This is a genomic window from Curtobacterium sp. ISL-83 (assembly GCF_018613895.1).
Lineage (GTDB): Bacteria > Actinomycetota > Actinomycetes > Actinomycetales > Microbacteriaceae > Curtobacterium.
On the sequence record NZ_JAGGPH010000009.1, the window covers coordinates 355,651 to 378,206 of the forward strand.

General features: G+C 71.1%; 25 protein-coding genes. 15 read left to right on the forward strand and 10 right to left on the reverse strand.

Going from position 1 to position 22,556, the window contains the following annotated elements:
- Positions 1-195 precede the first annotated feature (195 nt).
- Both J7E22_RS09790 and J7E22_RS09795 read right to left on the reverse strand, forming a co-directional pair.
- Positions 196-1,053, reverse strand: a complete 858-nt coding sequence (locus tag J7E22_RS09790) for a hypothetical protein (RefSeq protein ID WP_214981516.1) — start codon at positions 1,051-1,053, stop codon at positions 196-198.
- Between the two features lie 317 nt (positions 1,054-1,370).
- Complete coding sequence (locus J7E22_RS09795) at positions 1,371-2,093, reverse strand: ACT domain-containing protein (RefSeq protein ID WP_251008887.1); 723 nt, start codon at positions 2,091-2,093, stop codon at positions 1,371-1,373.
- Between the two features lie 284 nt (positions 2,094-2,377).
- Here J7E22_RS09795 and J7E22_RS09800 point away from each other — a divergent pair, with 284 nt between their 5' ends.
- Together J7E22_RS09800 and J7E22_RS09805 are read left to right on the forward strand one after the other, a co-directional pair.
- Positions 2,378-3,430, forward strand: coding sequence for an aldo/keto reductase (locus J7E22_RS09800; protein WP_214981518.1), 1,053 nt, complete (start codon positions 2,378-2,380; stop codon positions 3,428-3,430).
- Positions 3,431-3,693: 263 nt separating this feature from the next.
- Positions 3,694-4,410 (forward strand): hypothetical protein, encoded by a 717-nt coding sequence (locus tag J7E22_RS09805; RefSeq protein ID WP_214981520.1) that lies wholly within the window; start codon positions 3,694-3,696, stop codon positions 4,408-4,410.
- A 74-nt stretch (positions 4,411-4,484) separates the two neighbouring features.
- Here J7E22_RS09805 and J7E22_RS09810 read toward each other — a convergent pair whose 3' ends face one another.
- Positions 4,485-6,119 (reverse strand): RecQ family ATP-dependent DNA helicase, encoded by a 1,635-nt coding sequence (locus J7E22_RS09810; protein WP_214981521.1) that lies wholly within the window; start codon positions 6,117-6,119, stop codon positions 4,485-4,487.
- A 135-nt stretch (positions 6,120-6,254) separates the two neighbouring features.
- Here J7E22_RS09810 and J7E22_RS09815 point away from each other — a divergent pair, with 135 nt between their 5' ends.
- Positions 6,255-6,812 carry a cysteine hydrolase family protein gene (locus J7E22_RS09815; RefSeq protein ID WP_251008888.1) on the forward strand — a complete coding sequence of 186 codons (558 nt, stop codon included), beginning with the start codon at positions 6,255-6,257 and terminating at the stop codon, positions 6,810-6,812.
- Between the two features lie 152 nt (positions 6,813-6,964).
- On the opposite strand, the gene J7E22_RS09820 is transcribed toward J7E22_RS09815, so the two are convergent.
- The 3 genes from J7E22_RS09820 to J7E22_RS09830 are packed head-to-tail and all read right to left on the reverse strand — an operon-like array spanning position 6,965 to position 9,586.
- Positions 6,965-8,539, reverse strand: coding sequence for a GAF domain-containing sensor histidine kinase (locus tag J7E22_RS09820; RefSeq protein ID WP_214981527.1), 1,575 nt, complete (start codon positions 8,537-8,539; stop codon positions 6,965-6,967).
- Between the two features lie 3 nt (positions 8,540-8,542).
- Positions 8,543-9,208: a response regulator transcription factor gene (locus J7E22_RS09825; protein WP_214981529.1), complete on the reverse strand. Its 666-nt coding sequence runs from the start codon at positions 9,206-9,208 to the stop codon at positions 8,543-8,545.
- 18 nt (positions 9,209-9,226) lie between these two features.
- Positions 9,227-9,586: a response regulator gene (locus J7E22_RS09830; protein ID WP_214981531.1), complete on the reverse strand. Its 360-nt coding sequence runs from the start codon at positions 9,584-9,586 to the stop codon at positions 9,227-9,229.
- Between the two features lie 142 nt (positions 9,587-9,728).
- Here J7E22_RS09830 and J7E22_RS09835 point away from each other — a divergent pair, with 142 nt between their 5' ends.
- The 7 genes from J7E22_RS09835 (at position 9,729) to J7E22_RS09865 (ending at position 14,589) form a co-directional block, all read left to right on the forward strand.
- Positions 9,729-10,481, forward strand: a complete 753-nt coding sequence (locus J7E22_RS09835; RefSeq protein ID WP_251008889.1) for an alpha/beta fold hydrolase — start codon at positions 9,729-9,731, stop codon at positions 10,479-10,481.
- Positions 10,478-10,864: a cupin domain-containing protein gene (locus tag J7E22_RS09840; protein WP_214981532.1), complete on the forward strand. Its 387-nt coding sequence runs from the start codon at positions 10,478-10,480 to the stop codon at positions 10,862-10,864. The genes J7E22_RS09835 and J7E22_RS09840 overlap by 4 nt, the downstream gene beginning before the upstream one ends.
- 86 nt (positions 10,865-10,950) lie before the next feature.
- Positions 10,951-11,760, forward strand: coding sequence for a sulfite exporter TauE/SafE family protein (locus tag J7E22_RS18230; protein ID WP_214981533.1), 810 nt, complete (start codon positions 10,951-10,953; stop codon positions 11,758-11,760).
- 69 nt (positions 11,761-11,829) lie between these two features.
- Positions 11,830-12,576 (forward strand): SDR family NAD(P)-dependent oxidoreductase, encoded by a 747-nt coding sequence (locus J7E22_RS09850; protein WP_214981534.1) that lies wholly within the window; start codon positions 11,830-11,832, stop codon positions 12,574-12,576.
- Positions 12,577-12,637: 61 nt separating this feature from the next.
- The gene (locus J7E22_RS09855) at positions 12,638-13,066 is read left to right on the forward strand and encodes a nuclear transport factor 2 family protein (RefSeq protein WP_214981535.1); all 429 of its coding nucleotides are present in this window, start codon (positions 12,638-12,640) and stop codon (positions 13,064-13,066) included.
- Between the two features lie 69 nt (positions 13,067-13,135).
- Positions 13,136-13,696 (forward strand): NADPH-dependent FMN reductase, encoded by a 561-nt coding sequence (locus tag J7E22_RS09860; protein WP_214981536.1) that lies wholly within the window; start codon positions 13,136-13,138, stop codon positions 13,694-13,696.
- A gap of 2 nt (positions 13,697-13,698) precedes the next feature.
- A complete protein-coding gene (locus J7E22_RS09865; protein ID WP_308159209.1) occupies positions 13,699-14,589 on the forward strand; it encodes an alpha/beta hydrolase in 891 nt (296 codons plus the stop codon).
- Positions 14,590-14,659: 70 nt separating this feature from the next.
- Here the strand turns inward: J7E22_RS09865 and J7E22_RS18235 are convergent, their stop codons facing one another.
- The 3 genes from J7E22_RS18235 to J7E22_RS09880 form a co-directional block, all read right to left on the reverse strand.
- Entirely contained in the window at positions 14,660-15,730 is a 1,071-nt protein-coding gene (locus tag J7E22_RS18235; RefSeq protein ID WP_214981537.1) for an ATP-binding protein, read from the reverse strand.
- Positions 15,731-15,776: 46 nt separating this feature from the next.
- Positions 15,777-16,358 carry a TetR/AcrR family transcriptional regulator gene (locus J7E22_RS09875; protein WP_214981538.1) on the reverse strand — a complete coding sequence of 194 codons (582 nt, stop codon included), beginning with the start codon at positions 16,356-16,358 and terminating at the stop codon, positions 15,777-15,779.
- A 147-nt stretch (positions 16,359-16,505) separates the two neighbouring features.
- Positions 16,506-17,585, reverse strand: coding sequence for a transporter (locus tag J7E22_RS09880; protein WP_214981539.1), 1,080 nt, complete (start codon positions 17,583-17,585; stop codon positions 16,506-16,508).
- A 191-nt stretch (positions 17,586-17,776) separates the two neighbouring features.
- Here J7E22_RS09880 and J7E22_RS09885 point away from each other — a divergent pair, with 191 nt between their 5' ends.
- From J7E22_RS09885 to trxA, 3 genes are all read left to right on the forward strand, one after another.
- The gene (locus J7E22_RS09885; RefSeq protein WP_214981540.1) at positions 17,777-18,616 is read left to right on the forward strand and encodes an alpha/beta fold hydrolase; all 840 of its coding nucleotides are present in this window, start codon (positions 17,777-17,779) and stop codon (positions 18,614-18,616) included.
- A gap of 84 nt (positions 18,617-18,700) precedes the next feature.
- On the forward strand, positions 18,701-19,651 hold the full coding sequence (locus J7E22_RS09890) for an alpha/beta hydrolase (protein ID WP_214981541.1): 951 nt from the start codon (positions 18,701-18,703) through the stop codon (positions 19,649-19,651).
- A complete protein-coding gene (trxA, locus tag J7E22_RS09895) occupies positions 19,648-20,046 on the forward strand; it encodes a thioredoxin (RefSeq protein ID WP_214981542.1) in 399 nt (132 codons plus the stop codon). Before J7E22_RS09890 ends, trxA begins: the two co-directional genes overlap by 4 nt.
- Positions 20,047-20,059: 13 nt before the next feature.
- Here the strand turns inward: trxA and J7E22_RS18240 are convergent, their stop codons facing one another.
- On the reverse strand, positions 20,060-21,334 hold the full coding sequence (locus tag J7E22_RS18240) for a GAF domain-containing protein (protein WP_214981543.1): 1,275 nt from the start codon (positions 21,332-21,334) through the stop codon (positions 20,060-20,062).
- Between the two features lie 241 nt (positions 21,335-21,575).
- On the opposite strand from J7E22_RS18240, the gene J7E22_RS09905 reads away from it, so the two are divergent.
- Both J7E22_RS09905 and J7E22_RS09910 read left to right on the forward strand, forming a co-directional pair.
- Complete coding sequence (locus J7E22_RS09905; protein WP_214981544.1) at positions 21,576-22,253, forward strand: molybdenum cofactor guanylyltransferase; 678 nt, start codon at positions 21,576-21,578, stop codon at positions 22,251-22,253.
- 4 nt (positions 22,254-22,257) lie between these two features.
- A partial coding sequence (locus J7E22_RS09910; RefSeq protein ID WP_214981545.1) for a DUF6457 domain-containing protein occupies positions 22,258-22,556 on the forward strand: 299 nt, incomplete at its 3' end.

Genomic DNA, 22,556 nt, shown 5'->3' on the forward strand with positions numbered 1-22,556 from the left:
CTGACCACACTGGCGAGGGTGTCGTTGGGAGGATCGGCGTGCACGTCAATCGAACCGCTGGGACTCCTTTACTGCTGCCGTCATGCTTGCCGCGGCAGGAGGTGAGGCAAGGGTCAGACTGAACGCCACCAGCGGGATCAGGGTCAGCGGTGGAATTGGCAGCGCGGAGGCGCTTAGTCAGGCCATTGACCGTGCTCATGATCTGTTCACGAAGCGGAGGACCGTTCGCATAGCTTCCACGGCGATCTCCGCATCCTGCAGCTCAACGCGTGTGCCACCCTCATGGACAGCGACGTTCCGTATCATAAAGAGAATGGAACCGGCCTCGGCTATAGGTGTCGGCGCGTCCGCGAGACGATGCCTGACCTGCTTCCCGTCCCCGCCACACGCCATCTCGACGGCGAGCCGCGCGGAGAGGACCGCTTCCCGGTAGCGCGCCTGATCTAGATGCATTGCTGCTGTGCGGGCGTGCGCGGTGCTAGGCGACTCTTCTGTCGCGACTCGGAAGGCATCCCGATAAGCCGTGTCTGGCGTCGGGCCTAGCAAGTACGTCAGGTTTGCGTCGTCGGTGAATCGGATAACGTCGTACGAGTCTACTGCGGTGCCCCCAGACACGAGGACATAGTCCCGGTAACCGTCCCGCTCGTAGAGGTTTGGCATCGAATCGCGCGCGCTCACTAAGTCGGGACTGGCGAGAAACGCGACGAGATGATTTTTAGATTCTCCAAACATCTCGACCTTGCGACCCGTGGTCTTCTGACGAAGTCGCAAGCCCTGCTCGCCATCTTTGGTGTAGGCCTCGATGTAGCACCAGACCGACAATGGAGGACGGGCGATGCCTGACGATCGTATCCTCACCCTTGTCGAGAACGAAGCGTCGAACGACATCACCACTTGATCGGCGCTCTGCGACACGACTCGTCCGGAGACGAGGATGAACTCACGACTGCTGCGAGGTTCAAGCAGGCCTCGCCCGTGCTGGTAACAGTCGTTGAGCAGGTTTCTCAGTGGAGCCAGATCGCCAACCATCGGCTCGCTCGTGACGACGCGCACGTGCCGGGAAGTTGCCTTCTCGCGGAGTTGGAGGTCAGGGAGCCCGTCCTCGCGTTGAACGAGCCGGACGAAACACTTAATCGTCCCCGACGCTTGCGCGCTACGGGCCGCAACAACGGTGCGGGCCGCTCTACGAGTGCGCGAGCTAGACGATGTCATGCTGCCACTGCGAGGGACGGTAACTGGTGCTCATCACGTAACGAACATACGCGGAGGGAGACGGCGTCCCTTAGCGCTCTGCGCGAAAGCCAGGTGTTCAGCGGTTTGTGGTTCCGGCTCGTGTCCCTTCCGCCCGGTTCCGGGAGCCCGGGCTGAGCTCATGGTGCTCCCGGCCGGAGCGCTCCCATCTCAGCGAGTTCGGCGAGGTGAGCTGCGCGTGCTCGTTCAGCGGCGGTGAAGGGCTCTCCGGGTCGGGTGAGCACGTGCACGCCGGCGAACGCGGCCGGGATCGTGATGATCGCGGCACCGTCGGAGGAAGGGCGGTCCCCGTCGGGTGGATCGAGTCGGGCGTGGAGGAGCTCTGCGGCTGCCATCGGCAACTCGTCGGGGTCGAGGGTGACACGCACCGCGAGGCCGAGGGCATGCGACACGGGGTCGACCACCGCGACGGCCGTGGTCGGCCAGATCCGGGTGTCCCTTCCGCCAGCGGCGTGCACGATGCCGGCGAGCGTGTTGCAGCTCACGTCTTCGGGCGCGGACACGACCAGCTCGTCCACGGCATGGTCTTCTCCTCCCGGGTACACCTGGATGCTCAAGATGTTCACTCCGGAGCGGGCAAGCGCCCCGGAGAGATGCCCGAGGGCGCCCGGCTGATCGTCGACAGCTGTCCGGATGCGCCACAGGGCGGGCGCGGCGTGGAGTTCGCTGTGCACACGGAGCGCGGTGCCGTGCAGCCATCGCCCCAGGAGCCGCATCATCGTCGGCTCGGCGATCCAGATCGCCAAACCGCTGGTGACCGCGGTCATGAGCACCAGCTTCAGCAGGAACGGAAGGACGGTGTTGAACGCCATCACGTTCGTCCCGAACTCGAGCGGGACCATGATGGCGACGTTGACCAAGGTCAGCCGCGCTCTGGGCGGTGTCGGAAGCGCTCCGCACACCTCGCACACCAACGCTCCCGGGCCGGAGGCCGTCCCTTCGATTGCGCCGCCGCGCATCCTGCTCGGAGTCCGCGTCATCCCACCATGGTGCGCCGGCTGTGTTTCGCGGTCGTTGCCGCCGGAACACAACCAAGAACCATCACCCACCTGGTGCGGAAGAGCCAACTTGCGTCGTCGAACGAACTCCCCGGCTGTTCGGCCGAGGTTCTCGTTACCCTTCGACCATGGAATACCGTCACCTCGGAAACACCGGACTCCAGGTCTCCACCGTCAGCCTCGGGACCATGGGTTTCGCCGGCACCGGCTGGGCGAGCCCCGTCGGGCACATCGACGTCGACGGCGCCCGACGCCAGATCGCCCTCGCGCAGGATGCCGGCATCAACCTCATCGACACGGCCGACGTGTACTCGGACGGCGCCTCCGAGGAGATCCTCGGGCAGGCTCTCGGCACGAAGCGCGACCAGATGCTGATCGCCACGAAGGTGCGCGGCGGCATGGGTTCCGGGCCGAACGACGGCGGGCTCTCCCGTCACCACATCGTCCGTGCGGCCGAGGACAGCCTCCGACGCCTCGGGACCGACCACATCGACCTCTACCAGCTGCACGGCTGGGACGGTTCGACGCCGCTGGAGGAAACGCTCTCCGCACTCGACGACCTGGTCCGCTCCGGAAAGGTGCGCTACGTGGGCGCGTCCAACTTCTCCGGTTGGCACCTCATGAAGGCGCTCTGGGCCTCCGACAAGCACGGCACCGAGCGGTTCGCCAGTCAGCAGATCTACTACTCGCTCCAGTCCCGTGACGCGGAGAACGAGCTCGTGCCGATCACGATCGACCAGGGCGTCGGGATCCTCGTCTGGAGCCCACTCGCGGGCGGGCTCCTCACGGGCAAGTACCGTCGGGGTCAGGATGCACCGGAGGGCTCGCGGCGCTTCGAGGGATGGACGGAGCCGCCCATCTACGACGAAGACCGCCTCTACCGCACGATCGACGTCCTCGTCGACATCGCGAGCGAGCGCGACGTCTCAGCGACGCAGGTCGGGTTGGCGTGGACGCTGGCAAAGCCCGGGGTCACCTCGGTGATCGTGGGCGCGCGAACCGACGAGCAGCTCACGGACAGCATGGGCGCGGCCGACGTCGCGCTCACCGACGCGGAGATCGCCCGCCTCGACGAAGCGAGCGCCACGCCGCTGCCGTACCCGTACTGGCACCAGGCGAACACGGCAGACGGCCGCTCCAACGCTGCCGACCTGAGCCTCATCGGGCGACACATCCACTGAAGCGCCGAACAGGAACGTTCGCGGCTCGCGCCGCGGGGGCGACGGGGCAGTCGGCGCCACGCTGGCGGTCGGCGCTGCCCGTCGGGACGGCGCGGTCCCGGAGTACCACGGGGGTGGCGTCGACCGCGGCGGCGTCGACCGGTCTGCCGCCGTGGAAACAGATCCCCGAAACCCGTGGAACGCCGTCAGCGCTGGGACCCACGACCCCGCCACCACTGGCATCCATGAATACGCTGAAGACCTCGCACAGCGGAAGAGGACGAATGGACGGCACTGCTCCCGGCACGACACCCGAACCCGAGGAGCCGCAAGCGGCGCACCCTGGGCCCGAGTCCCTGCCCTCCGCCGCCGACTCGATCGACGCGCTGCCGGACCGGTCCTCCGCGTTCTTCAACGCCCTGCTCACGGAGCACTTCGTGCTCGAATCAGCCCGCGGCATCACGGTGAGCGAGTCGAGCACCCGCGCCTCGCTCTACCTCACGACGCTGTCGAGCTCCCTCGTCGCCTTCGGGTTCCTGGCGAACAGCCCGGCGGCCGGACCGTTCCTCGGGATCGTGATCCCCGTGGTCTGCGTGCTCGGACTGTTCACCTACGAGCGGCTCGTCCAGACGTCCCTGGAGGACGTCGCCGCGCTCGACGCGATGCAGCGCATCCGTCGCTACTACGGCAAGCTCCTGCCCGGCGCCGACGCGTTCTTCCCGCGGCCCCGTGGGCGGCACGCGCTGAACGAGCTGCTCGACATCGGCGTCGGTGGGTCGCGGCGCAACGCGTTCTTCACGATCTCGACCGCGATCGGTGTCGTGAACTCGATGGTCGCGGGCGCCGGTGCGGCGGTCGTCGTGTACCGCTTCGCGGGGACGGGAGGCGCGGTGGCGGTGGGCGTCGCGGTGGCGGTCGCCGCCGTCATCGGTCACCTCGCGTTCCAGGTCCGTCAGTACGAGCGGTTGGTGCGCCTCCTCACCGCGCAGCACGACCGCTGACGCCGCAAGCCCCATCGCTGACGACGCCGGCCCGCCGGGCCGACGACGCCAGCGCGGACCGCCGCCGCCCCCCGTCAGGGCAGCCGGGTGAGCAGGTGCCGCTTCCGCACGTCCGCGAGTGCGAGCGTCCGGTACCCGGCGTGCGGGAAGAACACGGTCAACCGGTCGTCCTCGGTGCTCATGACGTTGCCGACCCCCCAGACCGGATGCCGCACCGCGGTGTCGGGCGGCCACTCGTCATCGTGCGTGCCGTCGGCGGGATGGGACCCCACGGCGTACGCGGTGCCCGAGCTGCAGGTGTCGCAGTTGCCGCACGGATCCGGGAGCTCGTCACCGAAGTACCCGAGCAGGAACTGCCGGCGACACCCGAGCGTCTCCGCGAACCGCCGCATCATGTCGATCCGGGACTGCTCGACGTGCTCACGCTCATCGGCTCGGCGTTCAGCGGCCCGGACGGCATCGTCTGCCCGCCACCGTCGGCCCTGCGCCCGGACGAGTCCGACGTCCTGGTCGACGAGGACGGAGGCCTCGACGAGCAGGTTCGCCGCACGGGTCGCCGCGTGCTCGGACAACCCCGTCAGGGCTGCCAGCGCGGAGCGTTCGGTGCTCCCGGAGTGCGGCACGGCGGCGAACACCGCTCTGACGGTGTCGGGGTCCGGGCTCCCGGCGGCGAAGAACCGTCGGAGCCCCAGATCAGCGGACAGGTAGTGCAACGTCGCGACCGCGGCCGATCGGTCCCGTCCGGCGCGGCCGATCTCCTGGTAGTAGGCGTCGACGGACTCCGGGACGTCCGCGTGGACCACCCAGCGGACGTCGGGCTTGTCGATGCCCATCCCGAACGCCGTCGTGGCGACCACCACGTCGACCTCGCCGCCGAGGAACCCCGTGTGGACCGCGGTCCGCCCGTGCATCGGCATCCCCGCGTGGTACGGGCGGGCGGCACGGCCACGGGCGGTGAGCACGTCAGCGTAGGCGGTCGTCTCCGCGTGGGTGGCGACGTAGACGATGCCTGCGCCGGAGGCGTGCGCGACCTGCTCGACGACGGCGTCCCGTTTCGTCTCGGCGTCCTCGTGCCGCACGACCTGGAGGCGGAGCTCAGGCCGGTCGAACCCGGCCGCGACCACCAGGGGGGTCCGCATGCGGAGGCGCTCCACGACGTCACGGCGGACGGGCGCCGATCCGGTCGCGGTCAGCGCCAGGACCGGTGGTCGTCCGAGTCGCTCGATCGCCTCGCCCAACAGGAGGTAGTCCGGCCGGAAGTCCTCGCCCCACGAGGAGACGCAGTGCGCTTCGTCCACCGTCACGAGCCCGACCCGGGCCTGACGGAGGCGATCGACCACCGCGTCGTTCGCGAGTTGCTCCGGGGCGAGGAACGCGTACCGCGCGGTCCCGGCGGCGATCGCTTCCCACGCGGCCCGGCGGTCGCCGACGTGTTCGGCGGCGTTGATCGTCACGGCGAGCGGTGCGTCCGGGTGGCGTCGCAGTCCCGCGACCTGGTCGTCCTGCAGTGCGACGAGCGGGGACACGACGACGACCAGGCCGTCGATGGCGAGACCCGCGACCTGGTAGATCGCGGACTTGCCCGAGCCGGTGGGCAGGACCGCGAGCGCGTCCCGCCCGGAGGTGACGGCGTCGATGACCTCGACCTGGGGAGCGCGGAGCTGCCAGCCGAAGACCTCGGCAGCGCGGGCGCGGAGTGCGTCGTCCATCACGCCCCAGTTTCCCGCACCGACCGCTGCGCCCACAACGCGCCGATGGTACGGACGAGCACCGTCGTGGTCGAATGGGCCGAACGCCGCGCACACACCAGGTGTTCTCCTCGCCCAACACCCCCGGAGGCCACGTTGCCCACCACCGCCCTGCTCGTCATGGACTACCAGAACTCGATCGTCGACCGGATGGGGTCACCGGAGCTCCTCGCCACCGCGACCCGCGCCGTCGACGCCGCTCGCGCGAACGGCGTGCGCGTGCTGTTCGTCCGGGTCGCGTTCCGGCCGGGCTTCCCGGAGGTCGCCCCCGCGAACAAGGCGTTCGGGGGGATCGCGGCACGCGCAGGCACCGGGTTCGACGAAGCAGCGACGGCCATCCACGACGCGTTCGGGATGCGCGAGGACGACCTGCTCGTCACGAAGCGCCGCGTGAGTGCCTTCACCGGCAGCGACCTCGAGGTGCTCCTGCGCGGCCTGGGCGCGCGACACCTCGTCCTCGCCGGCATCGCGACGAGCGGGGTCGTCCTGTCGACGCTCCGGCAGGCCGCCGACCTGGACTTCGAACTCACCGTGCTCGAGGACGCCTGCGCGGATGCCGACCCCGAGGTGCACCGCGTCCTGGTCGAGAAGGTGTTCCCGCGGCAGGCCGAGGTCACGACGACCGACGCCTGGGTCAGCTCGCTCGCCAGCTGAGCCGGCGGGCAGACGCGGCTGGGCTGGTGGTCACCGGGCCGACGCCCGTTCCGTCACCAGGGCGACCGGCATCGGACGGGAGGCGCGGTGCGGGCCCGCACCGCGCCTCCCGTCCGCCATCAGCAGGCCAGCGTGAGCACAGGCCGGCGTGATCAGGGGAGCGCGGACGCGATCGGGAGCTGCACGACCACCCGCGTACCGCAGCCGCCAGGGCTGACGACGGTGATCGTCCCGCCGTTCGCCTCGATCCGGTCGGCCAGGCCCGTGAGGCCGGTGCCGTGCGCGGGGTCCGCGCCGCCGACCCCGTCGTCCTCGACGACGAGCGTGAGGACGGCCTCGACGAGGGTCGCGGTGATCCGGACCCGGCGGGCCCTGGCGTGCTTGGCCGCGTTCGTCAGCGCCTCGGCGGCGGCGAAGTAGCCCGCGGTCTCGACGGCGACGGGGAGCCGCGGGATCGCGAGGTCGAGCTCGACGGGGATCGTCGTGTCCGCGACGAGCGACTCGATGCCCGCGGCCAGGCCCGCGCGGGTCAGCGAGGCGGGGAGGATCCCGCGCACGATGTCCCGGAGTTGCCGGTTGGCGTCCTCGGCGTGTGTGAGGGCCTCGGCCAGCAGGGCGTCGACGGCGAGCCCGGCGGCAGCGCGGTCACGCGCCAGCTTCAACGTGATGATGGTGTGGACGAGCCGCTGCTGGGCGCCGTCGTGCACATCGCGCTGGAGCCGTCGTCGGGCCTCGTCGCCGGCGGCGATCACCCGGGCTCGCGACTGGGTGAGCCCCTCCCGGTGGTCGGCACTGGCGATGGCCGCGGCCACGAGGTCGGTGAACGCCTTCGGCCGATCGAGACTGATCGGTCCGCCCGTCACGGGCCAGACGAGGTGCAGCGAGCCCCATGGCTCGTCCTCGACGATGATCGGGACACTCGCCTCGTGCCGGTCTCCGGCGGGTGGTTCGCCCGCGGACGCCACCACCGCTCCGGCGTCGTCGTCGCCCTTCCGGAGGACGACCGCGGCGTCGTGGAGGCGCGCGGCCGCGTCCACGACGGCCTGGAACACGGTCGGGAGGGGCGACTCCCGGGCCACCAGCTCGGCGACGGTCCGGAGCGCCACCTGTTCGTCCGCCAGTCGGCGCAGGCTGTCCCGCACCTCCGTGTTGGCGATGGCCGCCCACGTCAGCTCGGCGAACCCGGCCAGCCGCTTCTCGGTGAACGACGGCAGCGGACCGACCTGCGACGAGGCGGAGAACATGCCCCAGACGGTGCCCTCGACGAAGACCGGCACGGCCACCGCGGCGCGGATGCCGAACGGGTTGACGAGGACCTCGTCGCTCTTGCCCGCGAAGTCGTCGAACCGGACCGGGGAGCCCGTGCTCGCGACGCGCTCGGGCAGGGAGTCCGGCTCGTGGACGGCGCGGACGCCGGGCGGGATCGGCCCGCCGTGGGTGGCGACGCACACGACGGTGTCCGCGCCCTCGAAGCGGAGCAGGCTCACCTCCTGGCCCTCGAGCTGCACGGACGCCTCACGGCAGATCGCCGTCAGGACGTCCGCGGTGGGACCGGCGGTCGCCAGCAGGGACGCGACGTTGCGGAGGGACTGCTCTTCGTGGAGCAGGCGCCGGAGCTCGTCCTGGTCATGGCTCGGCGGGGCACCCGTGCGGACACCGGGTCGGGTGTGCGCGGTGTGATCACGGTCGAGGTGGACGGCCTCCGGAGGCCGGCGTCCGATGTCCATCCGTCACTCCCGCTGGGTGGCGAAGTACCGGAGGACCGCCTGGACCCGCCGGTGGCCGGTGCCGTCGACCGCGATCCCGAGCTTCCGGAAGATCGACGTCACGTGCTTCTCGACGGCCGCGACGCTGATCAGCAGGGAGCGCGCGATGCCCGCGTTGGACTGTCCCTGGGCCATGGCCGCCAGGACGTCGCGCTCCCGGTCCGTCAGTAGTGCGAGTTGCTCCGGCACCTTCCGCGGTTGCATCATGCGCGCCACGACCGACGGGTCGAGGGCGCTCCCGCCGTGCGCGACCCGGAGGACGTCCGAGCAGAAGTCGTGGACGTCCCCGACGCGTTCCTTCAGGAGGTACCCCACCCGGTCGAACCGTTCGCCGATGAGCTCCAGCGCGTACTCGGGGGCATCGTGCTGGGTGAGGACGACGACGCCCATCATCGGCAGACGGTGGCGGAGTTCGACCGCGACCCGCAGGCCGTCGTCCCCGTGGCCTGGTGGCAGGCCGATGTCCACGACGGCGACGTCGGGCTCGTACGCGAGCGTCTTCGCGAGCAGTTCCCGGGCGTCCCCCGCTTCGGCGACCACCTCGAACCCGGCGTCGGTGAGGACGCGCACCACACCGTTCCGGAGCAGGACGTCGTCCTCTCCGACCGCCACCCGGACCGTGTCCGTCATCGTCGGGCTCCCCATCCGCTAGGCGGTGTCGAGGAGGACGTGGAGCACGGCGCAGTTCAGGTCGCTCTTCGGGACGAACGCCAGTGCTCCGGCGTCCCGAGCGTCGTCCTGGGAGGCGGCGTCGCTGTCGGCGGACACGAGGACGACCCGCACCGCGGGTGAGAGTGCCGTGAGCCGCCTGGACAATTCGAGACCGTCTCCGTCGGGGAGCCCCATGTCCGCCAACACGAGATCGGGCATGTGGTGCGACGCGTGGAGCATCGCACCGGCAACGCTAGCGGCTTCGCTTTCGGTGCGGAAGCCGCAGGTGACCAGGATTCGACGGGCGAGCCCGCGGAACGGGTCGTCATCGTCCACGACCATCACTGAGAGACCCACACGTCCACCGTGGAGGACGGCCGTGGTTGTCGCGGTGGGGTTTGCCGGAAATCTTCTCCGGTGGGCTGCAGCGCCGACGGGGCGACCGGGCGACCACACTCGATCCCGTCAGCAGGTCCCGTCACCCCACCGAGGAGCACTCATGAGCATCACGCAGTCGTCCCCCACGAAGCCGACCATCGTGCTCGTGCACGGCGCCTTCGCCGAGTCCTCCAGTTGGAGCGCGGTGATCACGATGCTCCTCGAGGAGGGGTACCCCGCGATCGCGCTGGCCAACCCACTCCGGGGCGTCGCCTTCGACTGCGACTCCCTCCGGTCGGCGCTCGCCGACGTCAGCGGTGACATCGTGCTCGTCGGGCACTCGTACGGCGGCGTGGTCATCAGCGGCGGCGGCACGGACAACCCCGCGGTGAAGGCGCTCGTGTTCATCGGGGCGTTCGCGCCGGACGCGGGGGAGAACCCCGGGCAGCTGGCGGCACGGTTCCCCGGCTCCACGCTCGGGGACACGCTGACCACGGTCGCGCTGCCGGGCGGCGGTGTCGACCTCTACATCGCGCAGGACAAGTACCACGCGCAGTTCGCGGCGGACTCGTCCGCCGAGGTCGCCGCGGTGATGGCGGTCACGCAGCGCCCGATCCAGGAGGCCGCGTTCGGCGAACCGTGCGCGGAACCGGCATGGCGGACGGTGCCCTCCTGGTTCCTGTTCGGCTCCCTGGACAAGAACATCCCGGCCGCTGCACACCGCTTCATGGCCGAACGCGCGCACTCCCGCCGGACCGTCGAACTCGAGAACGGGTCCCACACGGTCGGCATCCCGGAGGCGGCGAAGGTCGTCGACCTGATCCGCGAGGCGGCCGAGGCGACGGCGGCCGGGGCGACGGAGGTGGCGCGATGAGCGGCGAGACCGAGGCGGAACGCCCGCTCGACGCCCTCGCGACGAAGCTCCAGCGGACCGAGCTGCAACGGGAGCACTCGTCCACCCCGGGACGCGAGATCGTCCAGGTGTTGACGATCATCCCGGTCGGGGTGTCCTCCGGATGGCACACGCACCCGGGTGAAGAAGTCGGGTACATCCTCGACGGGAACGTCGAGATGAGCATCCAGGGACGGCCCACCCTGCACCTCCGTCGCGGCCACGCGTTCTTCATCCCGCCGGGGACACCCCACAACGCGCTCGACGTCGGCCCCGAGGTGGGACGGATGCTCTCGACGTACATCGTCGCCGAGGACGAAGCCCTGGCGAGCTTCGTCACCGTTGACGGCGCCGGGTCGTCGTGATGGGTTCATCCTCATGACACGTGGCCGTGACCACGTGGGCGACCCGTGACCGACGGGACCGTCCGGGACGACACCGGGAGCAGACCATGACAGCAGCGAACGTGCCCACCGCCCGACCCTGGGCGACCATGGCGGTGATCGGCGTGATCGGCGGGTTCCTGTCGGGCCTGTTCGCCATCGGGGGCGGGATCATCATGGTCCCGCTGCTCACGGCGTTCGGGCGCCTCGACCAACGCGCGGCGTCCGCGACGTCGCTGGCCGCCATCGTCCCGACGTCGATCGTCGGGTCGATCACCTACCTGGTCGCCGGCCAGGTCGACCTGACCGCCGGCTTGTTCATCGCCATCGGTGCGATCGTCGGCGCGGTGCTCGGCAGCGCCCTGCTGAAGCGCGTCCCGCTCCTGGCGTTGCGGTGGATGTTCATCGTCTTCATCCTGCTCGTCGCGATCCGCCTGTTCTTCATCGCTCCGGAACGCGGGCACGCGATCGCGTTCACCGTCGTCGTCGCACTCGAGTACGTGCTCCTCGGGCTCGTGATGGGCGTGCTGTCCGGACTGTTCGGCATCGGCGGTGGCATCATCGCCGTCCCCGCGCTGATCGGCGTCTTCGCGATCAGCGACCTCATCGCGAAGGGCACCTCGCTCCTGGTGATGATCCCCACCAGCGTCGTCGGCACCGTGTCGAACTGGCGCGCCGGCACCGTTGACATCCGCGCCGGCATCGTCGTCGGGATCGCGGCGACGGTCGCGTCCATCCCCGGCGCCGCGGTCGCGCTCGTCCTGGCGCCACGGCTGTCCGCCGTCCTGTTCGGCCTGCTGCTCCTGGCCGTCGCCGCACAACTGACCGTCAAGGCGCTCGCCGCGCAGCGCGCAGCATCCACCGCAGCACGCGTGTGACCGAGGCGCGGCCGCACCACCGGACCGACGACCCGGCCCACGTACGACCCGCGAACAAGGAGGACTGACATGACCGCATGGCTGGCAGGGAAGACGGCGCTCGTGACCGGAGCGTCCACGGGGATCGGGCTCGCGGTCGCGACCCGGTTCGTCCAGGAAGGCGCCCACGTGTTCATCACCGGGCGCAGGCAGGGACCACTCGACGACGCCGCCGCGACCCTGGGCGACCAGGTCACCGCGGTCCGTGCGGATGCCGCGTCACCCGATGACCTCGACGAGCTGTTCGGGCAGATCACGGCGCGCGGGCAGGGGCTCGACGCGGTCCACGTCAACGCCGGTGGCGGTACGTACAAACCGCTGTCCGAGGTCACGCCCGACGACATCGACCAGGCGTTCGCGGCGAACGTGCGCGGCGCGATCCTCACCGTCCAGAAGGCGGTGCCGCTGATGCGCGCGGGTGGTTCCGTGGTCCTGACCGGATCCACCCAGGCGGACGGCGGCCAGGCGGCGTTCGGGCTCTACTCGGCGAGCAAGGCCGCGCTCCGCACCCTCACCCGCACGTGGGCCGTCGAGCTCGCGCCGAAGGGCATCCGGGTCAACGACGTGACCCCGGGCCCGACCGAGACGCCCGGGCTCGCCGGCCTGGCCCCGGAGAACTCCGCCGAGCTGTTGCGGGCCCTCGCGGCGAGCGTCCCGCTCGGGCGACTCATCACCCCGGAGGAAGTGGCGAGTGCCGTGCTGTTCCTGGTGTCCGACATGAGCAGCGCCACGACGGGCAGCGAGCTGTTCGTCGACGGCGGTGACGCACACAGCTGACAACGAACGCCCCGCCTCGTTCCGTCCGTTCCGTCCCACCCCGAGCCAGGAAGGCCCGCCCATGACCACCGAACCCCTCCCCGCCGAGGACCTGCACGCCCTCGCCCTGGCGTACTTCACGAAGGTCGACGCCGGCGATCCCGACCTGCTCGACATCTTCACCGACGACGCGCAGGTCTTCTTCCCGAAGTTCGGCATCGCGCACGGCAAGGAGGAGATCACCCAGTTCCTCGTCGGCCTCACCCTGGCCGTCGACTCCTTCCACCACGATCCGGCCGACTTCGTCGTCACCCAGAGCGGCAACCGGGTCATCGTCGAGGGGAAGGAGACCGGTGTCCTCGCCAACGGCCGCGCCTTCCCGGACGGCGCCCGGAGCGGTGGCTTGTTCTGCAACGTGTTCGAGTTCCGCGGTTCGCTCATCAGCCGCGTGCACATCTACGCCGACCCCGACCTGGCCGGGAAGCACGACGACCTGTTCGCCTGGGACTGAGCGCACCACCAGCACCATCCGGGTCCCAGCAGACGCTCGGACCCGTCGAGGACAACCGAAGGAGCACCCGTGTCGAGGATCATGATCGTGGTCGGCAGCATCCGGCCCGGCCGCGTCGGTCTGCCCATCGCGCAGTGGGTGGAAGCCGCCGCTGCCGCACGGGAGGACTGCGAGGTCGACTTCGCTGACCTCGCGGAGATCGGGCTGCCGATGATGGACGAGCCGAACCACCCCCGGCTGCGGCAGTACACGAAGCAGCACACCCTGGACTGGAGTGCCCGCGTCGACGCGGCGGACGGGTTCGTGTTCGTCACCCCGGAGTACAACCACAGCTTCTCGCCTGCGCTCAAGAACGCGCTCGACTACCTCGCGCTCGAGTGGTGGCGGAAGCCCGTCGGCGTGGTCAGCTACGGCGGCATCTCGGCCGGCACCCGGGGGGTCACCGCCCTCGAACCGGTGCTCGCGGTCCTCGGACTCGTCCGTGCCGGGGCGGCGGTGGAGATCCCGCTCCTGGCTCCGCGGTTCGAGGACGGCCGGTTCGTGCCGAACGACAAGGAGACCGCGATCCTCGAGAAGATGTTCGCCGAACTGATGTCGCTCGCGACGTCCCTGCAGCACGTCGAGAAGTGACCGTGTTCGACGGATTCGACGAGCGCCTGATCGTCGTGGACCGCGGACCGGTGTTCGCGCGCACGGCCGGCACCGGGCCTCCCGTCCTGCTCCTGCACGGCTACCCGCAGACGCACGTGATGTGGCGCGGCGTCGCCGACGCGCTCGCCGCGACCCACACCGTCGTCGTCCCGGACCTGCCGGGTTACGGCCGGTCCTTCCGGCCCGAGACGGTGGCGGACCACGCCACGTACGCGAAGCGGACGCTCGGTCGGGACCTCCAGCAGCTCATGGCCGCGCTCGGTCACGAGCGGTTCGCCGTCGCGGGCCACGACCGCGGCGGTCGGATCGCGTACCGGATGGCCCTCGACCTGCCCGACCGGATCACGGCGGTGGCGGCGTTCGACGTCGTGCCGACCGGGGAGGTCTGGGCCCGGGCCGACGCCCGGCTCGCGCTGACCTACTGGCACTGGGCGTTCCTGGCGCAGCCCGCACCGCTGCCGGAGGACCTGATCTCCGCGAACCCCGGCGCGTTCTTCGACCTGCACGTCCGCGCGCTCGGGCTCGGTCGCGCGGCTGGTCGATACCCGCCGGAGCTCCTCGAGCACTACCGCTCGATCCTCGACGACCCGAGCGTGGTGCACGGGATCTGCGAGGACTACCGCGCCGGAGCGGGCGTCGACCGGGAGCACGACGACGCGGACGCCGCAGCGGGACGCCGGATCACCGCACCGTTCCTCGTTCTGTGGAGCCGGACTGGTGCGCTCCCGAAGCTGTACGGCGACGTGCTCGAGGTGTGGCGGCCGTGGGCGCCGGACGTGACCGGACACGGCGTCGACGGCAGCCATTTCCTGGTCGAGGACCAGCCCGAGGTCGTGGCCGATGCACTCCGGGCGCTCCTCGACGGCGCCTGACGACCGCGTTCGTGGGTGCGCTGGAGAACCTCGACCCCACCACGCAGCCCTCGCCGCTGTCGGGGGCTCCTCATCGGGTATCGACGACCGGGCATGCGAGTGGGAGCCGGACCACCACCCGGGTTCCGTCGCCTGCTGGGCTGGTGACGGTGATCGTCCCGCCGTGGGCTTCGACGCGGTCGGACAGGCCGGTGAGCCCCGTGCCGTTCGCCGGGTCGGCGCCGCCGATGCCGTCGTCGTCGATGACGAGTGTGAGTTCGTCGTCGGTGGCTGTCGCCGTGATGCGGACGTGTTCGGCTCGGGCGTGCTTGACGGCGTTCGTGAGCGCTTCGGCGACGGTGAAGTAGCCGGTCGTCTCCACGGCCACGGGAAGGCGGGGGATGGTGAGGTCCAGGTCGATCGGGATCGTCGTGTCCGAGACGAGCGATTCGATCCCGGCGGTCAGGCCGGCCCGGGTGAGCGATGGCGGCAGGATCCCGCGGACGATGTCACGGAGTTGCCGGTTGGCCGCTTCGGCGTGCGTGAGAGCCTCGGTCAACAGGGCGTCGACCGCGAGTCCGGCTGCCGCCCGGTCTCGGGCCAGCTTCACCGTGACGATGGTGTGGACGAGCCGCTGCTGGGCTCCGTCGTGCACGTCCCGTTGCAAGCGTCGGCGTGCTTCGTCTCCGGCGGCGATGACGCGTGCACGTGACCGACTGAGCCCCTCGCGGTGGTCGGCGTTCGCGATGGCCGCGGCGACGAGGTCCGTGAACGCCTTGGGTCGGTCCTCGCTGATCGGTCCGTCGGCGACGGGCCACGTCAGGCGCAGTGTTCCCCACCGTTCGTCAGCGACCACGATCGGCACCCGGGCCTGGAACGCGTCTCCCTCCGGCGGTTCTCCAGCGGAAGCGAGGGTGACGCTGCCCGGTCCGCCGCCGTCGCCCTGCGACAGGACGGCCTGAGCCCCGTGGAGGCGTGCGGCGACGTCGGCCACGGCTTGGAACACGGTCGGGAGCGGCGACTGTCGGGCGACGAGCTCGGCGACGGAGCGGAGTGCGGCGTGCTCCTCCGCGAGCCGTTCCAGCCGTGCACGCACCTCTGCAGTTGCCAGCTCTGCGGAGGTCGCGGGCGACCGGCTCGATGAGGGTGAGTTCTTGACCACGGGGTCAAGATATCGGTTCTTGACGAACTGGCCAACAACTGCTCGTTCACCGCATGGCCACCAGCGACGTCAACGCGATCGCGGTCAGTGTCGCGCGGTCGGCGCCGGCGTTCCCGAGCACCTCCATGCCACGGGTGACCGCGACGAAGTAGTTCGCGAGCGCACTCGCGTCCGCCTGGGCGTCCACCTCGCCGTGCTCCTGTGCGTCGACGATGCAGTGGCGGTAGACCGCTGCGAGGTCCGTGAACGCCTGCATCGCTGAACGGGCGACGTCGCCGTCGCGCTCGGCGAGTTCCACGGTCGCCTTCGTGAAGAGCGTCCCGGTCTCGCCGCTGTCGCTGAACTCGACGGCGAGCTTGAGGAGCTGCGCCTTGATGCGCTCCAGGGGCGAGACGTCCTCGTCGGTGAGCGCCTGGGTGAGGGACGCCACGGCCTCACCGGTCTCGGACGTGAGGGCACGGAGGAAGAGTTCGCGCTTGCCGCCGAACGCGTTGTAGAGGCTCTGTTTCCCCAGCCCGGTGGCGACCACGAGGTCGTCGAGCGTGGTCCCGCTGTACCCGGTCGACGTGAACGCAGCGCCGGCGGAGGCGATGACATCACTCTCGACGAACTGCCGTGGCCTGCCCATGGGTCTGTCCCGTGCTCCTCGTCCGACGCGTCGGGAGCCCAGGAGGACGACCTCCGCCCCCCGGCCCGGAGGCCGCGATCCGCGCGCATCCCGATGATCTTCGCACCCTCGGACTCGGTCACGCTGCAGGAACGGCCGCCACGGGGTTCAGCCGCGGCCGACCGGAGCAGCGGGGGAGCTCGGAGCAGCGGGGTGGGCCGGCGCTTCCACGAGGTCGTCGGCCACCTCGAGCTGCCGCTCCTCGGCCGCTGCGACGGCGCGTTCGGTGGTGCGTCGTCGTGTCCCCGGGATGATCGGGACCGACGATCGCACGGCGATCGCGGCGATGACGCCGGTGACCACCGTGAGCGCTGCGACGACCACGACCTGCCACCCGGGTCCGCGGGTGATCGCCGCCCACGCGATGGCCAGGGAGGCGGCTGCGGAGAGCGGGAAGGTGAACGACCAGAAGCCGAGCGAGAACGTGAGCCGCCGGTAGGTCGGGACGAGCGCGCCCTGCACGAGGACCATGAAGGCCGTCACGCCCACGAACGCCTCGGCGAGGCCGTCCATCCGGTGACCGTTGAGCGCGAACCACGCGAGTCCGCCGACGGCGGGCGGTGCGACGAGGACCGCCATCGTCGGCGCGAGGGGCGCCGGGAGCGGCGGGCCCAGGAGGAGGCGCGCGAAGACCACGGTGAGGAGCACGAGCCAGAAGAGCGCACCGACACCGAACGCGGCCATCGCGAGCGCGTGGTTCCCGGCCGCCGCGAACGCCTGCGAGCTGATGTAGCCCGCGGCGACCGCCGGCAGCAGGTACGCCCCGTGGATCGACTCGACCGACAGCGGTCCCTGGATCCACCGGCCGATGATCCACGCGCCGAAGAGGACCGCGGCGGCCACCCCGACGCAGGCGAGCGGCGCGCCCACCGGGGGCGAGAACGTGCAGAGGTGCGCGCCCGTCAGCGTGATGCCGACCGGCACGATCGCGGCCACGGGACCCTGTGCCGGGTGACGGAGTTGTGCCGCGAGGGTCTCAGTGCTGTGACGCCCGCGTCGGAGGTGCGCGACGACGAGCCACACCAGCGCGGTGACGGCGACGAACCAGAACGGTTCTGCCGTCCACCAGGCGAAGCCGAGCGCCGCCGTCGCTGCGCTCCAGGTCTCCGCGAGACCGAAGAGCCCGAAGGCGATGGCCAACGTGTTGAGGGGGATGCGCTGGAGTCGAGCCCCTGCGGTGACGGACATGCTGGCTCGACTTCCGGTGGGCGGTTCCGCGGCGACGTCCGATCCGATGGTCGCCGTCTGGTCGAGGCTCCTTGACGTTCCGCTCGGGAGCCGTGGGGTTTGCCGGAAATCTTCTCCAGCGGGCCCCCGCGCAGCGCACCCGCCCCGGGCGACAACCTCGAACCAACGACCACCGAGCAGAGGAGCAGCCCATGGGCACCATCACCGTCGGGAACGAGAACTCGACTCCGATCGACGTCTACTACGAGGACCTCGGGGCTGGTCGACCGGTCGTCCTGCTGTCGGGCTGGCCGTTCGACGCCCGGTCGTGGGAGCCGCAGCTGCACCCGCTGCTCGACGCCGGGTACCGGGTGGTCACCCCGGACCGCCGCGGATTCGGACGCTCGAGTGCCGCGACGGTCGGGTACGACTTCGACACGCTGAGCGCCGACGTCGACGTGCTGCTCCGCGAGCTCGATCTCCGGGACGCCACGCTCGTCGGCTTCTCGCTCGGCACGGGTGAGGTCGCACGGTACATCGGCCGCTTCGGCACCGAGCGCCTGCGCAGCGCGGTCCTGATGGAGAGCCTGACACCGGGCTTCGGCAAGGCGGACGACAACCCCTCGGGTGTCGACCAGGCCGGGATCGACGGGGTCCAGCAGGCGATCCTCGACGACCGGTTCGCGTGGCTGACCGGCATGATGGGCAACTTCCTCAACCTGGACGACTACCAGGGGACCCTCGTCAGCGAGGACACGGTTCGTGCGATGTGGTCGGCCGGCGCGAGCTCGTCGCCGTACGCGACGTGGGCGTGCCCGCAGATGTGGCTGGAGGACTTCCGGTCGGACCTCGAGCGCTTCGACGTGCCGACCCTCATCACGCACGGCACGGCTGACCGCATCCTGTCGATCGACGGGCAGGGGCACCGGGCACACGACGCGCTGCCCGCGGCCCGCTACGTCGAGATCGACGGTGGACCCCACATCAACCCGGTCACGCACACCGCCGAGGTCAACCGCGAACTCCTGCGGTTCCTCGCCGACCCCTCCTGATCTGACCCCCGGCCCGGACCGGCCGGTCCGCACGACCCGACCCGCACCACCCGCCCCCAACACCCCGACGAAAGAGGAACCACCATGTCAGACGTGACGCTCGAACCCGGCGCCCAGGCCATCGCCGACGCCTCCGCCAACCCGCCCTTCCTCTACGAGATCGGCGTGGACGCGGCGCGCAAGGTCCTCGACGACCTGCAGGCGGCGCCGATCGACAAGGTCGAGATCGGCGAGGACAAGTGGGTGACGGTCCCCGCCGACGTCGGCGACGTCCGGGTGCGGATCATCAAGCCCGTCGGCGCGACCGGCACGCTGCCCGTGATCCTCTACGTGCACGGCGGCGGCTGGATCCTCGGCAACTCGGGCACGCACGACCGGCTCATCCGTGAGCTCTGCGCCGGTGCCGAGGCCGCGCTCGTGTTCGTCGAGTACGACCGGTCTCCCGAGGCCCAGTACCCGCACGCGATCGAGCAGGCGTACGCGACCGCGCAGTGGATCACGCGGGACGGCGCGAGCGAGGGCCTGGACGCGTCGCGCATGGCGGTCGCCGGTGACTCGGTCGGCGGCAACATGACCGCGGCCCTGGCGATCCTCGCCAAGCAGCGCGGTGACGTCACGTTCGTGCACCAGTCCCTGTACTACCCGGTCACCGACGCGGCCCAGGACTCCGAGAGCTACCGGACCTTCGCCGACGGGCCCTTCCTGTTCGCGAAGAGCATGGCCTGGTTCTGGGACGCGTACCTGCCGGACGTCAGCCGACGCTCGGAGATCACGGCGTCACCCCTCAGGGCCACGCTCGAGGACCTGCAGGGCCTCCCGCCGGCGCTCGTGATCGTCGACCAGAACGACGTGCTCCGCGACGAGGGCGAGGCCTACGCCGCGAAGCTCGTGCAGGCCGGGGTGCCCACGACGAGCGTGCGGTACAACTTCGTCACGCACGACTTCATGATGCTCAACCCGGAGCGGGTCACGCAGGGGACCACCGCGGCGGTCGAGCAAGCGATCCAGGTGCTGCGGAAGGCGCTCGGCCGATGAGCACCGTCACGATCACCGAGGAGAACCTGCAGCAGGAGGTCGAAAAGGGCGGGATGCTGCTGCTCGACTTCTGGGCGGCGTGGTGCGGCCCGTGCCGCGCGTTCAGCCCCATCTACGAGCAGCTGTCGGAGACCAACCCGGACATCACCTTCGGCAAGGTGGACACCGAAGCCGCGCCAGCACTGGCGAGCGCCGCGGGGATCAGCGCGATCCCGACGCTCATGGCCTTCCGCGACGGGGTGATGGTGTTCTCGCAGGCGGGGGCGCTGCCGAAGCCCGCGCTCGAGGACCTGATCGCGCAGCTGCGGGCACTCGACATGGACGCCGTGCGGGCCTCGCTCGCGGAGCACGACGACCACGCTGCGCACGACCACGCGATGCACGACGACGCGTGACGGGTTCGTCCGGTTAGGGGTTCCGCTCCCACAGGGCTCGCTGCGCGCGGAGGGCGAGCTCGAGCAGGAAGTCCGTGCTCACGAAGTCCGACTGCCGTGGTCGTGGGCGCGAGTCCATCACGCAGAGCGCGCCGAGTCGTTCGCCGGTCGGTGCCTCGAGCGGCACGCCGGCGTAGAACCGGACGCCCTGCCCGGACGTGACGAGAGGACTCCCGCAGAAGCGGGGGTCCTCGCGGGCGTCCCGGACGACCAGTCCGTCGAGGGTCCGGATCGTCGTGTCGCAGATCGACGTCGACCGGGGGATCTCGGGGAGTGAGCGGCCGGCGGTCGCGAGGTACCGCTGGCGGTCACCGTCGAGGACGGTCAGCAGCGCGGCCTCGGTCCCGAAGACCTGCTGGGCCAGCGCGAGGATGCGGCGGAGTTCCGGCGCGTCCTGCGTCTGGTCGAACCGGAGGCGGTCGACGGCGCGCTGTCGGCGTGCCTCCGCCTCCGCGGAGTCGGCGAACCGCACCTCCGCCGGTCCAGGGGTCTCCGGCAGGAGCCTCGCGAGCGGCGCGGCGATCACGTCGGCCCACCGGTCGTACTGCCGCGCCGAGCGGTACCGACCCTCGTCGCGTTCGGCCGCCGGCAGCGGGACGAACGTCGCTGAGGGGTGCGCGTCGCACAGGGACTCGGTGATCGCGTTGAGCGAGTGGGCGTGTGCCTCCGTGACCGGTTCCACGAGCGGCGCCACGACCGGGATGGAGCCCATCGGCTGGATGCCGGTCACCACGATCGGCGTGCCGGGCAGCGTCTCGCGCACCGCGGCGGCGAGGAGCGTCTCGAGGTGCTCGCGCCAGTGTGCCGCTGACGTCAACCGCATCGCGTCGTTGACGCCGAGGACGAGCACGACGCCGTCGTAGGACCGGGGAGTCGCCGCGACGAGTGCGCTGGTGGCGGTCGCCGCGGACAGGCGGGGGCCGCCGGCGAGGTGCACCGTGCAGCCGCGCTTCCGGCGGTGCGCGACGGCGCGGGCCAGGGCACCGGGAAGAGCGAGCTCGTGGCTCGTGACGCCCCAGCCCGACGCCGGGCCGGCGCCCACCACGAGGACGCGGTCGTTCCCGGGACCGGGCGCGTGACCGCTCGGATCATCGTGCGGGCGGGGAAGCTGGTTCGTCGAGACGTCGGAGAGGGCGGCGCAGAGGCGTGCGACGGGCGTGACGAGCACGCGGCCGACGTCCTGTCGGTGCGGGTGCGTCGTCCGGCTCGGGTCGGAGCTCGGGAACGCGCCGGTGCCGGTCTCGTCCACGGGTGGCGGTGCCTCTCAGTTCGGGGGCCGGGCGAGCCCGATCGGGTCGCACGGCGCTGCACGCAGGGCGCACCGGCTGCGCCCGGCGGGGAGGGCGGCGGTGTCGGCGACGGCGGGGTGGGGTCCGTTGCTGCGTGTCCGCACGACGATACGGCGACGGGCCGCCGTGGGGCGCCCCCCAGTTCGAGCGGAGCACCGGTCGTTCTGCGGTTCGCGGCGACGGTCCGGCTACAGTGCGGTGGTGCCCGACGTCCCGGCTCCGCCCGCGCCCGACCCCGTTCCCCACGATCCTGTTCAACACGACGCGATCCTGCTCGCTGGCGGACGCGCCACACGGCTCGGCGGGATCGACAAGACGGCGCTCGTCCGGCGGGGGACCACCCTGCTCGGGCACGCGCTCGCCGCGGCATCGGCGGCCGAGCGGATCGTCGTCGTGGGGGCGCGCAGCCACGACGAGCTGCCCGTGCACGTCGTCCGTGCGCGGGAGGACCCCCCGTTCGCCGGCCCGGTCGCGGCCCTCGGTGCAGCGTTCGCGGCCCTCGACACCGGCGCGACCTTCACGCTCGTCCTCGCCTGTGACCTGGTGACACCCGAGGACGCGACGGCCCGCCTGCTGACCACGGCACCGGCCACGGCGGCACAGGAGACGGCAGCACAGACCACCGCGGCACAGGCCACCGCGCCCCGGGACGGGCTCATCGCGGTGGACGACGACGGCCGTCGGCAGCCCCTCCTCGCGCTGTACCGGTCGGCCGCACTCCGGGAGGCGGTGCAGCGGCTCCGCGACGAGTCCGGCTCCCTCGCGGGTCAGTCCATGCGCCGGCTCCTGGCACCGCTCGACCTGGTGGAGGTCCCGGTGCCCTCGGCACTCTGCGCGGACGTGGACAGCGCCGAGGACGCAGCCCGCCTGCTTGACTGAACCCATGACCACAGACGACGTCCTCGCGGCGTGGACGACGCAGCTCGCCCGGGCGCTCGACCTCCCCGCCGACTTCGAGCTCGACACCGCCGTCGTGCTCGACCTGGCTCGCGATGCGGCGCACGGCGTCGCGCGGCCGGCCGCGCCGCTCACGACGTTCCTGGTCGGCTACGCCGCCGGCCTGCGGGGAGGCGCGGCGAGCGAGATCGCGGAGGCTGCGGCCACCGCCACCCGGCTCGCCGTGTCCAGCGGCGATCGCGCCGAGCCGGCGGACCGCGACGCAGCCGCAACCGCACCCGACGG

What these genes read in the sequence shown, in the direction of transcription:
- J7E22_RS09840 (WP_214981532.1), top strand. Translation starts at nt 10,478, where the DNA reads ATGAGCGGCGAGACCGAGGCGGAACGCCCGCTCGACGCCCTCGCGACG.
- J7E22_RS18230 (WP_214981533.1), top strand. Translation starts at nt 10,951, where the DNA reads ATGACAGCAGCGAACGTGCCCACCGCCCGACCCTGGGCGACCATGGCG.
- J7E22_RS09800 (WP_214981518.1), top strand. Translation starts at nt 2,378, where the DNA reads ATGGAATACCGTCACCTCGGAAACACCGGACTCCAGGTCTCCACCGTC.
- J7E22_RS09885 (WP_214981540.1), top strand. Translation starts at nt 17,777, where the DNA reads ATGGGCACCATCACCGTCGGGAACGAGAACTCGACTCCGATCGACGTC.
- J7E22_RS09880 (WP_214981539.1), bottom strand. Translation starts at nt 17,585, where the DNA reads ATGTCCGTCACCGCAGGGGCTCGACTCCAGCGCATCCCCCTCAACACG.
- J7E22_RS09795 (WP_251008887.1), bottom strand. Translation starts at nt 2,093, where the DNA reads ATGGTCCCGCTCGAGTTCGGGACGAACGTGATGGCGTTCAACACCGTC.
- J7E22_RS09855 (WP_214981535.1), top strand. Translation starts at nt 12,638, where the DNA reads ATGACCACCGAACCCCTCCCCGCCGAGGACCTGCACGCCCTCGCCCTG.
- trxA (WP_214981542.1), top strand. Translation starts at nt 19,648, where the DNA reads ATGAGCACCGTCACGATCACCGAGGAGAACCTGCAGCAGGAGGTCGAA.
- J7E22_RS09835 (WP_251008889.1), top strand. Translation starts at nt 9,729, where the DNA reads ATGAGCATCACGCAGTCGTCCCCCACGAAGCCGACCATCGTGCTCGTG.
- J7E22_RS09810 (WP_214981521.1), bottom strand. Translation starts at nt 6,119, where the DNA reads ATGGACGACGCACTCCGCGCCCGCGCTGCCGAGGTCTTCGGCTGGCAG.
- J7E22_RS09875 (WP_214981538.1), bottom strand. Translation starts at nt 16,358, where the DNA reads ATGGGCAGGCCACGGCAGTTCGTCGAGAGTGATGTCATCGCCTCCGCC.
- J7E22_RS09820 (WP_214981527.1), bottom strand. Translation starts at nt 8,539, where the DNA reads ATGGACATCGGACGCCGGCCTCCGGAGGCCGTCCACCTCGACCGTGAT.
- J7E22_RS09825 (WP_214981529.1), bottom strand. Translation starts at nt 9,208, where the DNA reads ATGACGGACACGGTCCGGGTGGCGGTCGGAGAGGACGACGTCCTGCTC.
- J7E22_RS09890 (WP_214981541.1), top strand. Translation starts at nt 18,701, where the DNA reads ATGTCAGACGTGACGCTCGAACCCGGCGCCCAGGCCATCGCCGACGCC.
- J7E22_RS09805 (WP_214981520.1), top strand. Translation starts at nt 3,694, where the DNA reads ATGGACGGCACTGCTCCCGGCACGACACCCGAACCCGAGGAGCCGCAA.
- J7E22_RS09850 (WP_214981534.1), top strand. Translation starts at nt 11,830, where the DNA reads ATGACCGCATGGCTGGCAGGGAAGACGGCGCTCGTGACCGGAGCGTCC.